The organism is Paenibacillus sp. FSL H8-0283 (assembly GCF_045040675.1).
Classification (GTDB): Bacteria; Bacillota; Bacilli; order Paenibacillales; family Paenibacillaceae; genus Paenibacillus; species Paenibacillus amylolyticus.
In genome coordinates this window covers 4,965,158-4,981,113 of the sequence record NZ_CP150295.1, presented here as the reverse complement: position 1 = coordinate 4,981,113, position 15,956 = coordinate 4,965,158, and the positions used below count along the sequence as shown (strand labels likewise).

The 15,956-nt window shown below is 45.8% G+C and carries 15 protein-coding genes; 11 read left to right on the top strand and 4 right to left on the bottom strand.

Features of this window, described 5'->3' with window-relative positions:
* Window positions 1-14 precede the first annotated feature (14 nt).
* The 9 genes from MHI52_RS22140 to MHI52_RS22100 are packed head-to-tail and all read left to right on the top strand — an operon-like array spanning window position 15 to window position 9,056.
* Window positions 15-866, top strand: a complete 852-nt coding sequence (locus MHI52_RS22140; protein ID WP_211080858.1) for a 3-hydroxyacyl-CoA dehydrogenase family protein — start codon at window positions 15-17, stop codon at window positions 864-866.
* Window positions 867-886: 20 nt separating this feature from the next.
* Window positions 887-1,936 (top strand): HAD-IIIC family phosphatase, encoded by a 1,050-nt coding sequence (locus MHI52_RS22135; protein WP_405157632.1) that lies wholly within the window; start codon window positions 887-889, stop codon window positions 1,934-1,936.
* A 15-nt stretch (window positions 1,937-1,951) separates the two neighbouring features.
* Window positions 1,952-2,215: an acyl carrier protein gene (locus MHI52_RS22130; RefSeq protein WP_017687156.1), complete on the top strand. Its 264-nt coding sequence runs from the start codon at window positions 1,952-1,954 to the stop codon at window positions 2,213-2,215.
* Window positions 2,212-3,096 carry a hypothetical protein gene (locus tag MHI52_RS22125; RefSeq protein WP_017687157.1) on the top strand — a complete coding sequence of 295 codons (885 nt, stop codon included), beginning with the start codon at window positions 2,212-2,214 and terminating at the stop codon, window positions 3,094-3,096. The genes MHI52_RS22130 and MHI52_RS22125 overlap by 4 nt, the downstream gene beginning before the upstream one ends.
* A gap of 25 nt (window positions 3,097-3,121) precedes the next feature.
* On the top strand, window positions 3,122-3,862 hold the full coding sequence (locus tag MHI52_RS22120) for a thioesterase II family protein (protein ID WP_405157631.1): 741 nt from the start codon (window positions 3,122-3,124) through the stop codon (window positions 3,860-3,862).
* Between the two features lie 35 nt (window positions 3,863-3,897).
* Window positions 3,898-6,231, top strand: a complete 2,334-nt coding sequence (locus MHI52_RS22115; RefSeq protein WP_405157630.1) for an ABC transporter permease — start codon at window positions 3,898-3,900, stop codon at window positions 6,229-6,231.
* Window positions 6,232-6,243: 12 nt separating this feature from the next.
* A complete protein-coding gene (locus MHI52_RS22110; protein ID WP_047843824.1) occupies window positions 6,244-7,011 on the top strand; it encodes an ABC transporter ATP-binding protein in 768 nt (255 codons plus the stop codon).
* A gap of 60 nt (window positions 7,012-7,071) precedes the next feature.
* Window positions 7,072-7,707: a TetR/AcrR family transcriptional regulator gene (locus MHI52_RS22105; RefSeq protein WP_036615194.1), complete on the top strand. Its 636-nt coding sequence runs from the start codon at window positions 7,072-7,074 to the stop codon at window positions 7,705-7,707.
* 20 nt (window positions 7,708-7,727) lie between these two features.
* Window positions 7,728-9,056, top strand: a complete 1,329-nt coding sequence (locus MHI52_RS22100) for an MFS transporter (RefSeq protein ID WP_036615192.1) — start codon at window positions 7,728-7,730, stop codon at window positions 9,054-9,056.
* Window positions 9,057-9,217: 161 nt separating this feature from the next.
* Here the strand turns inward: MHI52_RS22100 and MHI52_RS22095 are convergent, their stop codons facing one another.
* From MHI52_RS22095 to MHI52_RS22085, 3 genes are all read right to left on the bottom strand, one after another.
* Window positions 9,218-10,042: a carbohydrate ABC transporter permease gene (locus MHI52_RS22095; protein ID WP_017687163.1), complete on the bottom strand. Its 825-nt coding sequence runs from the start codon at window positions 10,040-10,042 to the stop codon at window positions 9,218-9,220.
* Window position 10,043: 1 nt separating this feature from the next.
* Window positions 10,044-10,916, bottom strand: coding sequence for a carbohydrate ABC transporter permease (locus tag MHI52_RS22090; RefSeq protein ID WP_210108947.1), 873 nt, complete (start codon window positions 10,914-10,916; stop codon window positions 10,044-10,046).
* A 103-nt stretch (window positions 10,917-11,019) separates the two neighbouring features.
* Window positions 11,020-12,321, bottom strand: a complete 1,302-nt coding sequence (locus MHI52_RS22085) for an ABC transporter substrate-binding protein (protein WP_405157629.1) — start codon at window positions 12,319-12,321, stop codon at window positions 11,020-11,022.
* Window positions 12,322-12,414: 93 nt separating this feature from the next.
* Here MHI52_RS22085 and MHI52_RS22080 point away from each other — a divergent pair, with 93 nt between their 5' ends.
* Together MHI52_RS22080 and MHI52_RS22075 are read left to right on the top strand one after the other, a co-directional pair.
* On the top strand, window positions 12,415-14,376 hold the full coding sequence (locus MHI52_RS22080) for a sensor histidine kinase (protein WP_405157628.1): 1,962 nt from the start codon (window positions 12,415-12,417) through the stop codon (window positions 14,374-14,376).
* A gap of 4 nt (window positions 14,377-14,380) precedes the next feature.
* Window positions 14,381-15,190: a response regulator gene (locus MHI52_RS22075; RefSeq protein WP_405157627.1), complete on the top strand. Its 810-nt coding sequence runs from the start codon at window positions 14,381-14,383 to the stop codon at window positions 15,188-15,190.
* Here the strand turns inward: MHI52_RS22075 and MHI52_RS22070 are convergent, their stop codons facing one another.
* Window positions 15,191-15,820, bottom strand: a complete 630-nt coding sequence (locus MHI52_RS22070; RefSeq protein WP_074095934.1) for a YfbR-like 5'-deoxynucleotidase — start codon at window positions 15,818-15,820, stop codon at window positions 15,191-15,193.
* Window positions 15,821-15,956: the final 136 nt, after the last annotated feature.

Below are 15,956 nucleotides of genomic sequence, written 5' to 3'. Positions count from 1 at the left end.
GGAGGTGATTAGGTATGCATAATCGACTCATTGCAATCATTGGCGCAGGGGTGATGGGATGCGCCACAGCACTGGATGTCGCGAGGGCTGGTTATCGTGTAATTTTGCAGGATATTTCGGCGTCGGTCATCGAACACGCCCCTGATGTTATACGTCGTGAATATCGTTCAGCTTGCTTTCTGAAGCAAGGGTACGGTCAGGTGCCCCTGGATCAGATCATGGAACGGATCTCGTTCCAGACACAAGATGAAGGGGTGGAAGAGGCAAGTATCATTATTGAAAATGTAACCGAGAACCTGGAGTTGAAAAAGGAAGTTTATGCACGACTATACCACAAGGTTCGTCCGGATGCTTTATTTGCGCTAAATACAAGCTGTATTTCCGTGACAAAGCTCGCTTCATTTTTGCCTGACCCAGGTCGAGTCATTGGGGTGCATCTGATGAATCCGGTTCCTGTTAAATCCATGGTGGAGGTGATCAAAGGACATCATACAACACAGGGTACGGAACATGAGATGGTAGCGTTTTTGGAAACTCTTGATAAAAGTCCAGTTGTCATAGAGGATCTGCCCGGGTTTGTCTCTAATCGCCTCTCGCACTTGTTAATGAATGAAGCGGCGTACATTGTACAGGATGGAATCGCTACACCCGAGCAGGTGGACGCCATTATGAAGAAGGGCTTCAATTATCAGATGGGGCCGCTGGAGACGGCGGATCTGATTGGTCTGGATACGGTCGTGCATTCATTGAAAGTATTGTACGACAGCTATCAGGACCCCAAATTCCGATGCTGTCCGATGTTGCAGAAAATGGTTGATGCAGGACAGTGGGGGCGGAAGACGGGTCAAGGATTCTATGCCTACTAATGATGAAGGGTGGCATGACCATGGAAAAGATCAAGGATATCAAGTGTATCGTTTGGGATCTGGACCACACCATATGGGATGGAGTTTTGCTTGAATCTGCAGATGTGCAACTGAAGCCGGGCTTAAAGGAGGTGATTGAAAAACTGGACCAGCGAGGTATTTTGCATTCTGTTGCCAGTAAAAATGATGCAGAGCTGGCTTGGGCGAAACTAAACGAACTGGGCATCGCCGAATATTTTCTATATCCCGAAATCCATTGGGATGCGAAGTCCGTCTCTGTTCAGCGGATTCAGCAGAACATTAATATCGGCATGGATGCCATTTTGTTTGTGGATGATCAACCTTTTGAACTGGAAGAAGTACAAAGTGTACATGCTGACATTCAGGTACTTCATGCGGATCAATATGAAACCATGCTTGATGACCCAAGGCTGATGCCCCGATTCATTACAGCCGACTCTGCGTGCAGAAGGCAGATGTATCAGGCGGATACGCTCCGTAAACAGGCTGAGGAACAGTATGAAGGACCTTCAGAACAATTTCTGGCTACGCTCGGCATGAAATTTTCCATCTACGAGGCTACTGAGGATGATCTTCAACGTGCAGAGGAACTTACCGTTCGTACCAATCAGCTAAATGCAACGGGAATTACCTACAATTACGAGGAGCTGCATCAACTGATGACCTCGCAGGACCATATGTTATTGGTGTGTGAACTCGAAGACAAATACGGAACGTATGGCAAAATTGGACTTGCACTAATTCACATGCAGCAGAAAGTATGGCGGCTAAACATGCTTCTGATGTCTTGCAGAGTGATGTCCAGGGGAGCAGGGAGTGTACTGCTAACGTATATCATGCGTGAAGCTCAGAAGCAGGGCAAACAAATGCTTGCGGACTTCAGGGATACCGGAAGGAACCGAATGATGAATATCAGCTATCGCTTTGCCGGTTTCAAGCAGCAATCTGCAGATCAGGAAGGAAGAGTACTGTTTCATCATGATTTACAGCAGGCTGTAGAGTTTCCAGACTACATTGAGGTTTTAGTGCCCGAGGGGCAACATCAATAACAAGGGGGAAGGGCAGTGGATTATCGTCAGGAAATTCGGGAGTTTATCGGGAACAACCTCACCATGGATCATGAGGACACTCAAATTAATGATAATGACAATTATTTTGAGCAGCGGTTCGTCAATTCGCTCTTTGCGATGCGTTTGGTGGACTTTGTAGAGCGTAGATTCCAGATTGAGATAGCAAATGAAGATCTGGATTTGGCTAATTTCTGCACGATTAACCGTTTGCATGATCTTATTGAGAGAAAGTTGACTGAGAAGGAGGCGGCACTATGATTACAGCTAATCAGGCATCCATTCGTCCAGTCACAAGTCCGGCAACCAGCCCGTCCAACAAATATATGTATTTGTTTTTGGGAATTTCCTTTGGCACATGTTATGGAATCGCAAGTTTGTTCATGTTCTTTGCGGATTTTATTGTACCCATAACAGGTGAGTTAACCTTGATGCATCCACTTGCGATCGTTGCTCTGTATTCACCTTCCATTGCCGGATTAATTACATGTTATGTGATGGGCGGAAAGGAAGCATTAAAAGGAATGTTTATGAAGCTGGTTCCGCGCAGACAGGACCTGTTCTGGATACCGCTCATTATTGGAATTTCCATCATCTTTGCATCAACAATGCACTTTGGTTCCTTGTTATTCGGCATACCGGTCCCTGAGCTGACATATAGTGTACCTGAAATGATCTGGTTGGGAATTGTGAATCTGATCAAGGAGACGGGGCTGATTGGTGGGCTGTTTGGCTGGATCGGATTTTTGCTTCCATTCTTGCAAGGGAAGTTAAAAAATAATATAACAAGTGGTCTGATTACCGGCCTGTTGTTCGGATTATGGGTGCTTCCGGGATACTTGATTTCCTCTTTTGGCACCTCAACCACTTACATATACTACGTTGTTCAGCTTATGGCATTTATCGTGTTCCAAAGTTATATCTTCAATGCAACCAAAGGTACACTTCTGTTTTATCTGCTTGCATTCTGGCTTGTAGCCACAGGAAGTCAAATTGATTTGTACTACTTTAATCCGCAAGTTCAAATTATGCAATTCTTCTTTTTTGCAATATCGGCTATTGTCATCCATGTCATCTTCAAGCGTAAAAATGTGGATACTTCACTTCAGACATTCCCTGCATATGTTCTGGAAAGAAAGTAAGCCTGGTTATGGTGGTGGATAAGTGATGGAACCGATCTATTTGGAGCGGCTACAAAAGGGGGAGGGAAACAGACAAATGGTCTGTTTTCCTTATCTCGGTGGCAACTCCAACAGTTTTCAGCCCCTAGTGCCGTACCTTCCTGACACGGAAATTTGGGCGTTTACGCCCCCGGGTCATGGTCTGAATACCGAAACACCTCTGGAGCATATGCAGCAACTCGTAGAACTGTATACCAGCAAGCTGCTGGATGTTATACAGCCCGGCAGTCTGTTATTTGGACATAGTCTGGGAGGGATTACAGCCTACTTCGTTGCGCAGCGCTTATGTCAGGAACGTCCAGATGTAGCTAAAACGCTACGGCTTGTGTTATCTGCCTGCAACACGCCTGACGAATGCGGGATGCAGAATTATGATCAGATGTCAGACGAAAATCTGATTGATCATCTGTTTTCCTATGAAGCGCTCCCGCAAGAACTGATACATGAAAAAGAATTGTTGAATTATTTTCTGCCCGTCATCCGGGCGGATTTCAAGATGCTGGAATCTGCAGCAACGCTTGAATATGAGCCGCTCTCATTGCCGGTATTGTATCTGTGGGGAGAACGGGATCGTACTGTTACCCTTCAATCAGCGTTGAGATGGGGCCGATATTTTGGCACATCCATGAAGCTTCAAACCATCAAAGAGGGTGCTCACATGTTCATGATGCATCAACCTTCAACGGTGGCGCATTGTCTGACAAGCTTTATGACTCCAGATAAATAGGAACAACTTGTAGATGAGAGGAGCCATGTTCGTTTATGCTGCTACGAATGCTGAGAAACGATATAACGAGAAAAAAAGGGATTACGGCTGCGTTGTTTATTTTTGTACTGCTGGCCGCCTTGCTGGTATCTTCGGGGTCACGAATGATTATGGAACTGACGAGTTCCATCCAATATCTATTTTCTGAATCCAAAACACCACACTTTGTGCAAATGCATGCCGGAGAACTCGATCAGGTCAAAGTGAACACATGGGCTGAAGAAAATGCTATGGTCCAGCAGCATCAGATTGTGGAAATGGTCAACATTGACGGCTCTAATCTGTTTCTCGGAGCAGAGTCCGAAAAGAACAGCGTTATGGACATTGACTTTGTTACACAGAATCAGGGTTTCGACTATTTGTTGAATCTGGACAGTGAGATTATTCAGGTGAACGATGGGGAGATCGCGGTTCCGGTATATTACATGCAACAAAAAAAATTGAGCGTGGGCGACCAGGTTCGGATCGATAATGGTCAATTTGAGCGTTCTTATACCATCGTTGATTTTGTCCGTGATGCTCAGATGAATCCATCGGTTGTGCACTCCAAACGTTTTATTGTGAGTGCAGGGAATTTGCAGGAACTGAAGCAGAGCATCGGAGAGATGGAGTACCTCATTGAATTCCGGTTGACGGATCCCGGACTGACAAGTGAATTTACCCAGGCTTACCAAAATGCCGGACTTCCTAACGCGGGTCCAGTCGTAACCTATGGGCTGTTCCAGGTACTGAATGCGATGACCGACGGAGTTATTGCAGCCGTTATTATTCTGGTCAGTCTTGTGCTGATTCTGATTGCAATGCTTTGCATCCGATTCACGATGCTTGCGACCATCGAAGAGGATTATCGTGAGATTAGTGTCATGAAAGCGATAGGGATTGCAGAGAAGGATATTAAGAGACTGTATCTGATGAAGTATGTATTTATGGCGGGATTTGCATCCGTGCTTGGTTACATTGCATCACTTGGCGTTAACAGATTATTTGTTTCTAACATCATGTTGTATATGGGAAAAGCACCTGCAACCCTGTTGCATTTCGCGATTCCGTTATTAGCCGCTGGAATAATATTTGCCATGGTTGTTCTGTTTTGTCGAACAGTACTGCGGCGTTTTCGTTCCATCTCCGCGGTGGATGCTCTCCGTACCGGGAGCCTGGGAGATACACAGATCATTCGAAACCGGCTTAGTTTGTCCCGCAATCGCTGGTCTTCCGTACCTGTCTTTCTTGGTCTGAAGGAAGTGATACAGCGAATCAAGATGTTCCGATTATTGTTATTTGTCTTTGTAGTCAGTTCATTTATCATGATTGTGCCGGTCAACTTCCTGAACACTTTGCAGGCGCCAAGTTTTATTTCTTATATGGGTGTTGGACAAAGTGATATTCGCATTGACTTGAGGCACACAGATGATGTGGAGCAGCGTTATGACAATCTGGTTGCCCAGATCCAAAATGATAAAGACATCAAAACGTATTCCCCATTGGTAACAAGTCAGTTCAAGATTAAAAATGCGGAAGGAAGTTACGACAATCTGAGTGTAGAAACTGGGGATTTCAGTATTTTCCCATTGTCTTATGTTAGCGGTAATGCGCCAACAACCGAGAATGAAATTGCGTTATCTGATGCCAACAGTAGCGAGTTGCGCCTGAAGACTGGTGAGCAACTTACCTTGCTGGTTAATGGCAAGGACCAGATAATGACGGTCAGCGGAATATACCAGGACGTTACGAATGGTGGCAAAACGGCGAAGGCCTTATTACCCTACAACAAGGATAGTGTGTTGTGGTACGTGGTCAGTTTGGATCTGAATAATCGCGGGGACATGGCTACCAAAATTGCTGAATATGAGGCGGCTTTCTCGCCAGCCAAAGTAACCGATCTTCAAGGTTATCTGGATCAGACGTTGGGCGGAACCATCCAACAATTGAAAATGGTGACGATGCTGGCCTTGGTCATCGGTGTCTTCATATCTATTTTAATTACAGCACTGTTCCTTCAGATGTTAGTAGCCAAGGACAACAACGACATTGCTGTACTAAGAAGCCTTGGGTTTGCCTTGTCTAAAATCAAGTTCAAGTATGTCGTGATGTCACTTGTCATATTAATCTTAGGGGTTGTTACTGGAACGATATTGTCCAATACGTTGGGTCCGTTGCTGGTTAGTGCCATTATGTCGACGTTTGGTGCTTCCAATATTGTCTTTGTTGTTAACCCGTTACAAGCATATATTTTGTGTCCATTGTTACTTGCAGGCACGATTGTACTGACAGCATGGATTAGTATCCAATCGATCAAGGAAACGAGCATATCCAAAATGATTGTCGAATAGGGAGGATCAACGATGACAACTATACTTGAGGCTAAAGACGTGAATAAATCCGTAGCGATCGGCGAGAATGAAGAACATAACATCTTAAAAGATATCAACCTTCAATTAAAAAAGGGAGAATTTGTTTCCATCATGGGGCCATCTGGCTCAGGCAAGTCTACCTTACTGTACAACATAAGTGGTATGGATCAGATTAGTGCTGGAAGTGTCTATTTTAATGGCAAAAAAATATCGGCATTTGAGGAGAGGGATCTGGCAAGTCTACGTTTGACCAAGATGGGATTCATCTTTCAAAATATTCATCTGCTCAAAAATCTGAATCTATTAGACAATATCGTACTTTCCGCGTATCTGGCCAAGAATAGCAGCAGAGAAACGATTAATACACGGGCAATGTCATTAATGAAAAAAATGGGGATTGATGAGCTTGCTGGGCATAACATCACCCAAGCCTCAGGCGGACAGCTTCAACGGATTGCCATCTGCCGTGCGCTGATCAATAATCCAGATATTTTATTCGGCGATGAACCAACGGGGGCGCTGAATTCCAAATCAACGTATGAGATCATGGATATTCTGGGCGATATTAATGCAACGGGTACAACCATTCTGCTGGTGACCCATGATGTGAAAGTCGCTGCCAGATCGGAACGTGTACTGTTTATGATGGACGGTAAGCTGGTTGCAGACAGAAATATTGGAAAATATGCAAGAGAGCGTCAGGATCTGAAAACAAGGGAAAGCCATTTGGCGCAATGGTTGACTGAAATGGGGTTCTAAAAAAAGAACTCCATGACTACAATAGACCGACAGTCGGTCGAACGTATCGGAGGTCAGGATATGAGACTGATAAAAAACCCGGAAGAACGCAGGAACGAGATTTTGGATGCCGCCGAGATTCTGTTCATAACAAAGGGGTACACCAAAGCTACGGTCATGGATATCCTTCAGGCGTGCAACATTGCCAAGGGTACATTTTATTATTATTTTCAGTCCAAGGAAGAGGTCATGAACGCCATCGTCATGCGTTTTATTCTGAGCGGGGAGGCATCGGCCAGGCACGTGGTGTCCGACCCCAAATTGAACGCCCATGACAAAATTTTTCGCATCATGATGGCGCAGAATCAGCCTGACGGCAGAAAACATGATCTCATCGAGCAATTGCACAGTGTTCATAATGTGGAGATGCACCAAAAGAGTCTTGTAGAGACGGTAATTCGATTAAGTCCCATCTTGGCCGAGGTGGTAGAGCAGGGCATTCAGGAGGGGGTATTTCATACACCTAACCCAAAGGAATCCATCGAATTCCTGCTCGTATCGTCACAATTTTTGCTGGATCGAGGCATCTTTCAATGGGAGGAGGAAGAACTTCAAAAAAAGGTTGAAGCATTCACACATATTATGGAACGTGTGCTGGGAGCAGAACAAGGAAGCTTCGCCTACGTCACTCGTCTTTATTTTCCGAATCAAGGTTAGCCGAGAAAGGAGTATCATCCATGGAACATACCGTTCAAAAATCATTTAAAAAGTTTCTGGTCGTATGGTTCGGTCAGCTCATCTCCATGATTGGGATTGGACTGACAGCCTTCTCCCTGGGGGTGTATGCCTTCGAAAAAACGAATACGGCAACAAGTGTTGCATTGATTACCTTATTCACTTTTCTGCCGAATATCCTGCTTCGACCTATTGGAGGTGTACTGGCAGACCGATTCGACCGTCGAACGATGATGATTATCGGCGACCTGGGGTCGGCAGCCGGTTTGATTTTCATTCTGTCCATTATGCTCACAGGTGATATCCAATTATGGCATATCTATGTGGGAGTGGCCTTTAGTTCCGTGTTTTCCGCGTTGCAGAGCCCGGCATATAAGGCCTCTGCTACGGACCTGCTGGATAAGGATCAATTCTCAAAAGGAAGCGGTCTTGTACAACTGGCTGAATCCTCGAAATTTCTGTTTTCACCCATCATTGCGGGCATTCTGCTTAGTATAACAACCATTGAAGTCATTCTGGTCATTAATATTCTGACATTCCTGGTTGCCATTCTGGCTGTGCTGGTTATTCGGAAGAGCATGAAGGTGGAGCGAGAGGATCGAGAAGGGAAAAACTGGATCACCGATATTCAAGAGGGCTGGAGAGAAGTTGTAACCAACAAGGGAGTACTGTTGCTGGTGGTGATTATTTCACTTGTCACCTTTTATCTGGGATTCCTGGAGACACTCATTGGTCCGATGCTTCTGTCATTCACGGATGCAAAGACACTTGGAACGTTTCAGTCTGTTAGCGCCATCGGCATGCTGATTAGCAGCTTGTGCATCGGCATATTTACAATAACAAAGAGATATGCAAGTGTGCTTGTGATGGGTCTAATTTTGTGCGGCTTGTCTTTCTCGCTTCTGGGGATATCCACCAACATTTATTTTATTATTTTCGCAGGTTTTCTGTTCCTGTCATCACTGCCGTTTGTCAATATGAGCGCAGATGTGCTGGTGCGAAACAATATCGCCAACGATAAGCAGGGCAGGGTGTGGGGAATCATTGGTATTTTGTCACAACTCGGGTTTATTATCGCGTACAGTTTGGCTGGATTTCTGGCCGACCATGTGTTTAATCCGTTGCTGATGGAGGGGGGAGCACTGGCTTCGTCTGTTGGTCAAATTATTGGAACTGGGCCAGGCAGAGGTATTGCCTTTCTGTTTATCATCGCGGGTCTGTTTGTTATTCTGATCGCAATAATCACATCCCGTTTGAAAATGATCAAATCTCTGGAGCAGAGCCCAGATATAGCGGCTCCATCCGATGTTGGCGGGTTGGCGCACGATTAATTCGAATCCAACAGCGTAAGCCCTTGTCCGCAGCAGCGTGTGATACTTCTTCTGTACCAAGAAGTTGTTCACACGATGAGCAGACAAGGGCTTTTTGTGCTAAGGAGTCAGCAGATGGACTTATACAAGATGCGTTTGTGTATTTGGATTGTCGGTGGAGCTTACCCTTTAACCGCCCCAGAAGTTAGTCCTCCTACAATATACTTTTGCCCAATGAGGAACACAATCAACACAGGCAATGACGTAAGCACGATATCGGCACTGACCAGATTCCACTGGGCACTGAATTGTCCGAAGAAGTTATATACAGCCAGCGTCATCGGCCACATCTCCACTGTATTCAGCATATAGAGTGGGGCAGTAAACTCATTCCAGACACTCAGGAAATTAAGAACAAATACCGTTACCAGCACCGAGGTTAACAAAGGTACAATGATTCGCAGGAACAGCTTGATCCCATTACATCCGTCCATGATTGCGGCTTCATCCAGCTCCTTCGGGATGTTAGACACAAACGCATATGTAATGAACAGCGATATCGGAATCCCCATGGCGGTGTAGAGCAAAATCATGCCGACATGTGAATTGATCATACCCATGGACTTCATGACTTCCATCAGCGGAATGTAGTTAAGCGGCAGTGTGATACCAAGAATCAGGAAGAAGTACAGAAACTTGCTGAGCTTCGAATGGTTGCGGGATAACGTGAAGGCCGAGAAGGCCACAACAAACACCAGTAGCAGAGAAGAAGCCCCAGAATGCAGCAGACTGTTGAAAAAAGAACCGCCCAAATGTCCCTGTTCATAGACAATTTTGTAATTTTCGAAAATAAACTTCTCGGGCAACGTCAGTTTAAGCACTTTGGCCTCGGCGTCCGACTTGAATGAATTCAGTACAATGACGACAAAAGGAATCAGGACCACCAGGCTAAGCAGCCAGGCGAGTACATTTAACCCGATCGAAGCCAATCTTTTTCTCAATCGCATGTCAGTATTCCACCTTTCGGTTCATCAAACGAATGATGAAAAAGGAGATGATTGCCATGATGACAAACAGGATGGTGGATAGTGCACTTCCGAGTCCCCAATATCCTTTGGCAAAAGAGGAATAGACCGCCGTGTTAATGACATCTGTTGCGTTACCGGGGCCACCATTGGTTAACACGTATACGGCATCGAATACTCTCAGCCCGTATGTAATATTAAGTACCGTGGCGATGGTAATGGTAGGCATCAGCATCGGAATGGTGATCCGGAACAGCTTCTGCCCGAATCCGGCGCCATCAATGGATGCTGCTTCGTAATAATCACGGGGAATGGCGAGCAGTCCGGCGATGAACAGCACCATGATGTATCCCATGCCTTTCCACGTATCCACTGCCATAATGGATGGCATGGCCCAGGTCAGGGAGCCCAGCCAGTTCTGGGCGAGAACGTCCAGTCCCATGGAACGCAGGGTTACGTTAACGAACCCGTTGTTGGGGTCAAGCAGACTTTTGAACACGAGTCCAACAATCAGGAACGATAGCACCTGTGGTGAGAAGATAATCATCCGATGCAGATTGGCGGCCTTTACACCGCTAACCAAGAGTAGAGCCAGAAATAAGCCCAGAATGGTCTTGGCGATGGATGTAACCAGGGTGAAGAGGACTGTGTTTTTGATAAAAAGCAGATAGGTCGGATCACCCGCCAGAATGGTGCGGAAATGCTCCAGACCGATAAAGTTCTTCTCCGAACTATAACTGTTCCAGTCGGTGAAGGAGTAATAGATGCCCAGCAGGGCGGGAGCGACAATGAACAGCAGATATAACACAATCGCTCCAGATGAGAAATACCAGGGATAGATTTTGTTCGCATTCATAATCCGTAACACCTTTCCTTCCTGCCAAAATACATGAGCGGGCAAACGCCCGCTGCATGTAACGTTGTTCAGCGTTTATATTTATCTGAGATGTGCGCTGTTACTACCACTTCTCATCTTTCAGCACTTTGGCTTGTTCAGCACGACGTTTATCAATATTTTGCAGAATCTGATCCGGTGTCATTGCGCCAGCGAACATGCCTGACAAGTCCTTGCCAATATCCATCCATTGTGGATCAATGTATTTCACAGCGGCCTGCATGACCGTACCTTTTTCATGATTTTTCTCATAATCAATATAGTCCTGTGTCAGCTTTGGTTCGATTTCCGGCCAGCAGATCGTCAGATTGCCTTCACCTTCATCGAACACACGTTGCAGATGATCATGCTCGGTAATCCAGCGGAAGAATTTCAGCACTTCTTCAGGATGTTTACTGTTTTTGTTACCAAACATCGCAGCTGAACCGCCAGGATTCACACCAATCGTCTGATTGTCACCCCATGGCATGACGAAGAATCCCATATTGTCTTCCATTTCCGGATACGCTTCGGACACTTCCTTTTCCGTCCCTGGAACCCGCAGCAACATCGCTGCTTTCTCCTGACCAAACGCCTCAATTCCCGCTTCTACCGTATTGGACAAGAAGTCTTTGCCGAAATAACCGAGATCCGCAAATTCTTTCAACTGTTCAATGACCGTCTTGAGTTGCGTCATATCTGCGACTTTCATCTCATTGTTGTTTAATTTCTCGTAGGTTCCCGCTGTTGTTTGCTCATAGTTAGGTCCCGTTTCGAACAAAGGCAGAACCTGATACCACCCGCTGGCAGGTGCTTGATAGAACGGAATGATGTCTTTATCCTTAATTTTCTGGCTGATGACCTTGAATTCCGCATAGGATGTAGGAGGCTCTATGCCGAGCTCTTGGAAGATACGTTTGTTATAGTACACATACCAGATTTTCGTTGGTGCAAAAGAAACCCCGTACACCTTGTCATTATGACTGACAGTTGGCAAAATCTCTTCAGACATCCGACCTGTGAATTCCTCATTGGTCAGGTCAATGGCATTCTCCTCCGGTCTTACGTTAGCCGGCATGCTCAGTGGGTCCACATCGACATTAAAAATATCAGGTGCTTCGCCAGAAGCGAGCTTCACCTTGATCAGGTCACGCCACTGTGCGTCAGGTACGACCTGGAAGTCAATTTTGACACCCGTCTCCTGCTCATATTCCTTGGCCATCGTCTGCATGATGCCTGTACGCGGAATACCGGATTGACTTGTTCCAAACGTGAGAGTCACCTTACCCGAACCTTCCGTACTTTTACCTGAGTTGCACCCGGCAAGCAGCAGAGTGGAGAGCAGGAGCACACTTGCAAGCGAAAATAGAAATCGTTTTCTCATCATTTAACCTCCCGGAATATAAAGAAAATTGTCACTTGCCGAAACGCTTAATGTAAGCGTATTCTTATGTGAATAACTTTACTGTGAACAGCGGATGTGCTCAATAGACAAAAGCGTTCTGTTGGGTGGACATTTTCGAATGGTGTGACAGATATCATCATAGGACGAGGTGTGAGGGAATTGCGATATCGATTTGGAACGCTTCAGCAAAGTCTGTTTGCCTATTACTCTGCGGTATTTATTATCTTTTCGCTGATTGTGGCGGGGCTTCTGTATGTTTTTCTCGCAAGTGACATTCGTCAGCGAAGTGAAGAACAGCAGAGACAACTGGGTGTATCAATCGTCAGTAACCTGGATCAGGAAGTGGTGAAAATGAACAACTTTTCCATGAATATCGTGTACTCCAATCTGGTCAAAGAACACTTCAGTCACTACTTGGCACCAGCAGAAGGCAGTGAGCAGACAATGACGAGTGACCCAGCATTGTATAAGGATACAACCACACTAATTGATGTCATTCTTGCGATCATCAGCAGCTCCAATACAGCCAAGCAGGCCAATATCTATGACGTGAATGGCAAGATGTTGGGAGCGGGTGCATTCAACGGTCAACTGTCGGTAGACCTGACTCAGCGACCGTGGTACAAGGAAACCTGGGAGCGGAGTGGCTGGCGAGTGATCCAATTGTTAGAGGGCGGAGCCTTGCCCATGCCGACCGGCGAGGGAAAATCGGATCAACCCTACATTTCTCTTACCCGGGTATACAAAGATGGCAACTATGTCAGCCAGGGTGTCGTTGAGATTTTGCAGGATGCCGGAACCCTGTTTCAGCATTTGAATGAATTGCAGGCAAATAACGACGATCTTCGGATCTATGTAGTGGATGAACAAAATACACGGTTGTTTCCACTTTCTTCGGCTGCTGATGCTTCTCAAGCAGGCCATTTCGATGATGTGGACTTGATTCAAAATCTTTCATTTCCGCCTGATACGATGCAGGAGATTAGCGATCCTTTGAGTCAGTCCAAACAGATGATGACGTACATGACGTCACAGGAGACGGGATGGACCGTTATTGTCATGCAGTCCAAACAGTCCCTTTTTGCGAGTCTCAACCGGATGGCTGTGATGTTTATCGGTGCGACGTTTGCTACTCTCATGCTGATTCTGGTTCTCTCGTATCTGATCTCCAAACGGGTTACATTGCCGCTACATCGTTTGCAGCGCATTATTCAGAAAACGGGTGAGAATGATCTGGTATTGGGTCAGGATTCCGGTCAATTGTTCAAGCTGGAGCATCCCGGTTCTATTCGGGAGATGGATGAGCTAAATGATACGTTTATCCGGCTGAATCAACAGCTTGTGCAATCGTTTCAGGACAGGCTGGCGATGAAATCTCAGGAGACAGAAGCGAGATTACTGGCGCTGCAATCCCAGATGAACCCGCATTTTCTCTATAACAACATCACAAATATTAGCATTATGGCGGAAGAAGGTATGAATGAGCAGATTGTCGCGTTCTGCGGCAATATTGCGTCTATGCTGCGTTATATTTCTACTCCGAGAAAGAATGGGGTTCCCCTGTCCCAAGAATTGGATTATTGTGAGCGATATCTGGAGTGTATGAAGATTAGGTTTGAGGATGATCTACACTACGAGTTTCATATTCCGGAAGAGATGCAGCCTATCCAGGTTCCGATGCTGATGGTACAACCACTACTCGAAAATGCCATGAAATATGGACTGGGTGATACCCCTCCATGGAAACTGAATATTACTGGAGCTATGGATGCGGTACAGGAGACTTGGATGATCCACGTAGAAGACAACGGGCCTGGCATGGAACCCGAAGCACTTGCCAAGATCATGCATTACATCGAACAGTCACAGGAGTGGGAGCGTATGCCTGATCTCGAAATTAACGGCATGGGACTCAAGAATATATGGGTCCGATTGAAATTATGGTATGGCACAGCAGCCCACATGCAGATTACGAACAAGCTTTCCGGCGGTGTCCAGATTACCATAGGTGGTTCCATTCGAAAGGAGCATGACTGAACCCATGACAATCAAATACAGAACGATTATTGTGGAAGATGAAGCCCTGATCCGCCGGAATGTCTCGCGCAAATTCAGAGAGCTGGACACCCGGTTCGAGGTGATTGGTGAAGCGCGGAACGGTCAGGAAGCGTTACAGCTCATTGAAAATTCCGTACCTGATCTGGTTGTAACTGATATACAGATGCCGGTGATGAATGGATTGGAGCTCGCCAAACATCTGTATTTTGCCTATCCGCATGTGAAAATTGTGATCCTGAGTGGTTATCATGAATTCGAATATGCACGGCAGGCAATCAGTTACAAGGTGGAGGATTATCTGCTCAAACCATTATCGGAAGAACAGCTTCGTACACTGCTGGATGCGATGGAATTGAAGCTTGGGAGCGCTGTGGATTCGCTTGCGCATGTCAGTGCCGTACTGGATGAGCAGGTGAAGCCGGAGGATATCGCAGAGGCCGTTAAGTTGTATTTGAAGCAGAATTACATGCATGAGATTACACTCCAAGACATGGCGGGACAGATGCATTTTAGTGTGGACTATCTGGGAAAGTGTTTTAAGAAAGTAACGGGTGAGACTCCGCTGAAATATATGACAGGTCTGCGGATTAATGAAGCAAAACGCATGCTCGTCACGCACGAGAATATGGATATCAAGACCATTGGTGGAGCGGTAGGGTATAGTGATTCCCACTATTTCAGCCGGATCTTCAAAAACAAAACGGGCATGTACCCTAGCGAGTACCGACTGCAACTTCAGGAACGAAAAAAAGCCCTGTCCATGGATGATGAGCACCATGTTGACTTGAGCTGATTACTGGGCCAGAGCTTCTTCGGTTATTTTGCGAATATCAAACGGGGAGCGGATACCTTCTTCGATCATGTCGGGGAGAATCTGTTCCAGGAAATACTGCACACAGTGGAGGTCGATATTTTTGATTTTGACCAAGGCATAACGGTACATAACGATAAATTCTTTCTCCGTATTGCCACGTTGGAGCTCAGCAAAGGCTTCATATACCTGATCCATCTTGTCTGCGACTTCGAGAATCAGTCCTTCAACCGATTGGTCTTTGCCCTCACGTAGCTGTCTGCGGAAAATGGGCTGGAACTCTTCAGGAATATTTTCATTAATAAAATGTTCAACCATGCCTTCTTCCACCTTTTGTAGCATCGAACGCAGCTCCAGTGAATAATGTTTGACGGGTGTTTTGATATCACCGATGAAGATTTCGCCATAATCATGACTGCTCGTAATTTCGTATAACTTCTTCCAATCGATTGTGGTTCCATGTTGCTCCTCAATATCTGCGAGCGTTTTGGCGTACTGTACGACTTTCCAGGAATGAGCGGATACGCTGTGTTCTTCGAATTTGAATTTGCCAGGTGTACGAATAATACGTTCAAGATCATTCAGTGACCTGAAGTATGTGTGAATCCCCATATAAGCGTTCATCCTTTGCTGGTTGAGTATAAGTGTGAGTATCCATCGACTATACGCCAGTTATGTCAACTGTGGATTAACGCGGATAGCGACGAAGGTAAAATGAAGTTTTAATTCTCTATAGAAGGACGAGAGG